This is a genomic window from Ihuprevotella massiliensis (genome assembly GCA_900095835.1).
In the GTDB taxonomy this organism is placed as follows: Bacteria; Bacteroidota; Bacteroidia; order Bacteroidales; family Bacteroidaceae; genus Alloprevotella; species Alloprevotella massiliensis.
The window spans coordinates 1-2817 of sequence record LT608320.1 but is presented as its reverse complement, the minus strand read 5'-3'; the positions used below and the strand labels follow the sequence as shown (position 1 = coordinate 2817).

The following is a 2817-nucleotide window of genomic DNA, read 5'->3' as shown; positions in this document are numbered from 1 at the left end:
CCCCTAATTTCATCTTGTGCAAATTCCACAAGTCGGTACACGATGCGTTTTTCGTATGCGTTGAAGTCATACTTTGCAGTAGTGAAAATGTAGGACTGAATTGCGTATTCGTTGCCTTTAATAGTACGTGCCATAAATAGTTTATTTTGAAATGCTCTGCAAATATAATAATAAAGTACGAGAAACTCCGAGGTTTCTCGCCAATTACATTAAATTCCTCGTCTTTAATAATCAATCTAACATTAAATCCCTCGCTTTTAACATTAAATTCCTCGTCTTTAGAGGCTGTTTTTCTCGCATAATGCGCGCGCGCGAGGATAGACATAACAGACGTTGTCTAGACAGAAATAAGGCTTTTAGGCCGTTTCTGTCTAGGCGAAAACGTCTGTTGGATGGACAACAATAGGGAAAACAAGACAACCTTCCCTTGGGGGAGAAGGGGGCGTTTTGCTAGCTTTTTCTTGGCGTGTACACAAATAGGTACATAAAAGTTTTGTGTTTTAGAGTTTAATTCTTATCTTTGCATTGAAAATCAGGATAATAAAAAGATTTAGATTATGCAGATAGTATCAACACGAGAATTTCGAGCCAATCAGAAGAAGTATTTTGATTTAGCAGATAAAGAGGTTGTTTTGGTCACTCGTAGGAATAGTCGACCGATACGCATTAGCGTTGCAGATGAGGAAGACTTTCTTTCTGCTAAGGAAGTTGCAGCCATATTGCAAGGGCTGGAAGACATCAAGAATGGGAATACAACCCCAATACATGATATCAACAACATATGGGCAGATATTCTGTAGAACTTGCTGGAACTTCAAAGAAAGATTTACAGCAGATATATAAGTCGGGAAACAAGGCTCTTATTCGAAAAGTAGAGCAGTTGTTTAGAGAGTTATCAGATCATCCTTATGAGGGGACTGGTAAACCCGAACAACTAAAATATCAGCCCCTTCTCTGGTCTCGGAGACTAGACAAGAAGAATAGGATTCGATATACAGTGCATGAGGATATTGTAACGGTCTTTGTCCTTTCAGCATTGGGACATTACGGCGATAAGTAGAGCAACCGCAGATGGGGATATTCCTCACCTGCGGTTGCTTTTATCTTCTTACCCCTCTGCTTCGTTGTTCGGGTTGGTTCTGTCCTTGTTGCTTTAGTTGGTGCTGCGTTTTGTATCTTGCTACTCGTTCTGTTTCTATGGATACATCTCGGAATCTGTCTTGAAAATCTTTCGATAGTAAATGCCGAAAGGTAGAAAGAACATACAGCTTTGCCCATTGGATGCGATTCTCTACACTTGTTTTCCCTAAAGTCTTGTCCAAAGCACAGATTTCTTCTTCGCTGTAAGAAGCCCTACCCCTATCAGTAGCGAGCGAGATTATCGGGTCTAATACATGGGTTATGTTGTTCCAGAGTTTGACAAAAAGCCTTGTATGTTTCCTTTCTTCTTGTATGCTCTCCTGCGCGCGGTCTCGATCGTTTGCTATACTCTGAATTTTCTGCTTCCAATTCTTTTCTTGCTCATCGATTTTCTTCTGCGCATCGATGGATATTTGTCTTATTTCTTGTTTTTGGCGGTTTATTTCGTTTCTAAGCGCGTTTATTTCTTTTTCCTTGGCGGATATACCCAAAAGTGTTTTTACGCCCTCAGAGACGCTTTTTGCGGTCTCTATGGCTGCCTCTTTGCGTGCCTTTCCTACTTTTAGCCGTTCTGTTTCGGTTTCAAGTAAGATTTTTTGCTCTTCTTCCCTTTGGTTCTTCCATTGTAGGGAAGATAGATGTTCCTTGTCTGATGCCACCCCTCGTTCCATTCCTAATGTCTTAGCCAGAAGAGTTTGCATTTTCACCATGTCGTAGCGATTCAGTTTCAGGGTAATTCCATTCTCGTCAGTCCATCTCCAAACTATATGTGCGTGAAGATTGGGCTTCCATTCTTTGGAACGCATATGTCCTTCATCTCGATGGATATGTATCTGAAGGGGTTTTAACCCCCATTGCTCCTCGCATACTTTGGCGAAGTTTAGCAAATCTTGCATCGTTGTAGATTGCTCTATAACGATAACACCCTCCCTTAAGGGAGTAGCCTTAGCGTGCATCTTCTTTCCCTTGTGGGCTTTGTATGCGCGCTGCACCTCTGTCAAATGTTGAGGAAGTGTTTTATTGTCACTTCTCCAACTTTCGTTGAGGTGGGAGAGTTCGGGCTTGACATAATGGAGCTGCTTGGTACGCTCGTTGTGTTGCTCGGAGGAACCTACTTTGCAGGGTTGAATGTTTATCGATGTGCTTGCCATGAGATTTTTTTTACCTGCAAAGCAAAGGAGTGCAGGGGAACTCCTGCCCCTCGGAGAGCACACAATTTGCTTGCAAATTATAGTGTGCTATAATTATACTCGTGAACTCGTCTAATTGAGGGCTAGCGCAAAGGTAAGAAAAAGAAATGAGACAATTTGCGAAAGTATCTCCTTTTTATCCTATTCTTTCCTTTACAAGCTGTTTCCAACACGTGGGACAACATTTAGTACTTTTTTCCGGTCGCTCGCTCGCGCATTATGCGCGCGCACGCGAGGAATTACGAGTACTTGTCAACCCAATTACGAGTACTTGTCAACCAAACTGGGAGCAATTGTCAACCAAACTGGGAGTCTTTGTTTGTACTACTCCCTATTTGTAATTATCTTTTCGTATTACTCTCTGCTGTCTGTTTCTTGATTGCATTTACAACATAGCCAATTCTGTTTTTGGCGGTTCGAGATGGACCAATAAGAGATGCAAGGAAGCCAATGAAGTCGGGAATCGTTTGTTCCCCCTCGATAATGG

The 2817-nt window shown here is 42.0% G+C and carries 3 protein-coding genes and 1 pseudogene; 2 read left to right on the top strand and 2 right to left on the bottom strand.

Going from position 1 to position 2817, the window contains the following annotated elements; translation table 11 throughout:
* Positions 1-134 (bottom strand): annotated as a pseudogene (locus BQ2633_RS11230) (replication initiation protein); the annotation flags it as partial.
* A 423-nt stretch (positions 135-557) separates the two neighbouring features.
* Between BQ2633_RS11230 and BQ2633_RS00045 the strand changes: the two are divergent.
* Both BQ2633_RS00045 and BQ2633_RS00040 read left to right on the top strand, forming a co-directional pair.
* Positions 558-800, top strand: coding sequence for a prevent-host-death protein (locus tag BQ2633_RS00045; RefSeq protein ID WP_075564444.1), 243 nt, complete (start codon positions 558-560; stop codon positions 798-800).
* Complete coding sequence (locus BQ2633_RS00040; protein WP_075564443.1) at positions 782-1060, top strand: Txe/YoeB family addiction module toxin; 279 nt, start codon at positions 782-784, stop codon at positions 1058-1060. Before BQ2633_RS00045 ends, BQ2633_RS00040 begins: the two co-directional genes overlap by 19 nt.
* Positions 1061-1100: 40 nt before the next feature.
* Here BQ2633_RS00040 and BQ2633_RS00035 read toward each other — a convergent pair whose 3' ends face one another.
* Entirely contained in the window at positions 1101-2291 is a 1191-nt protein-coding gene (locus BQ2633_RS00035; protein ID WP_075564442.1) for a hypothetical protein, read from the bottom strand.
* Positions 2292-2817: the final 526 nt, after the last annotated feature.

Bases quoted from the DNA above. Each gene is read 5' to 3' on its own strand.
- BQ2633_RS00045 (WP_075564444.1), top strand. From the start codon at position 558: ATGCAGATAGTATCAACACGAGAATTTCGAGCCAATCAGAAGAAGTAT.
- BQ2633_RS00040 (WP_075564443.1), top strand. From the start codon at position 782: ATGGGCAGATATTCTGTAGAACTTGCTGGAACTTCAAAGAAAGATTTA.
- BQ2633_RS00035 (WP_075564442.1), bottom strand. From the start codon at position 2,291: ATGGCAAGCACATCGATAAACATTCAACCCTGCAAAGTAGGTTCCTCC.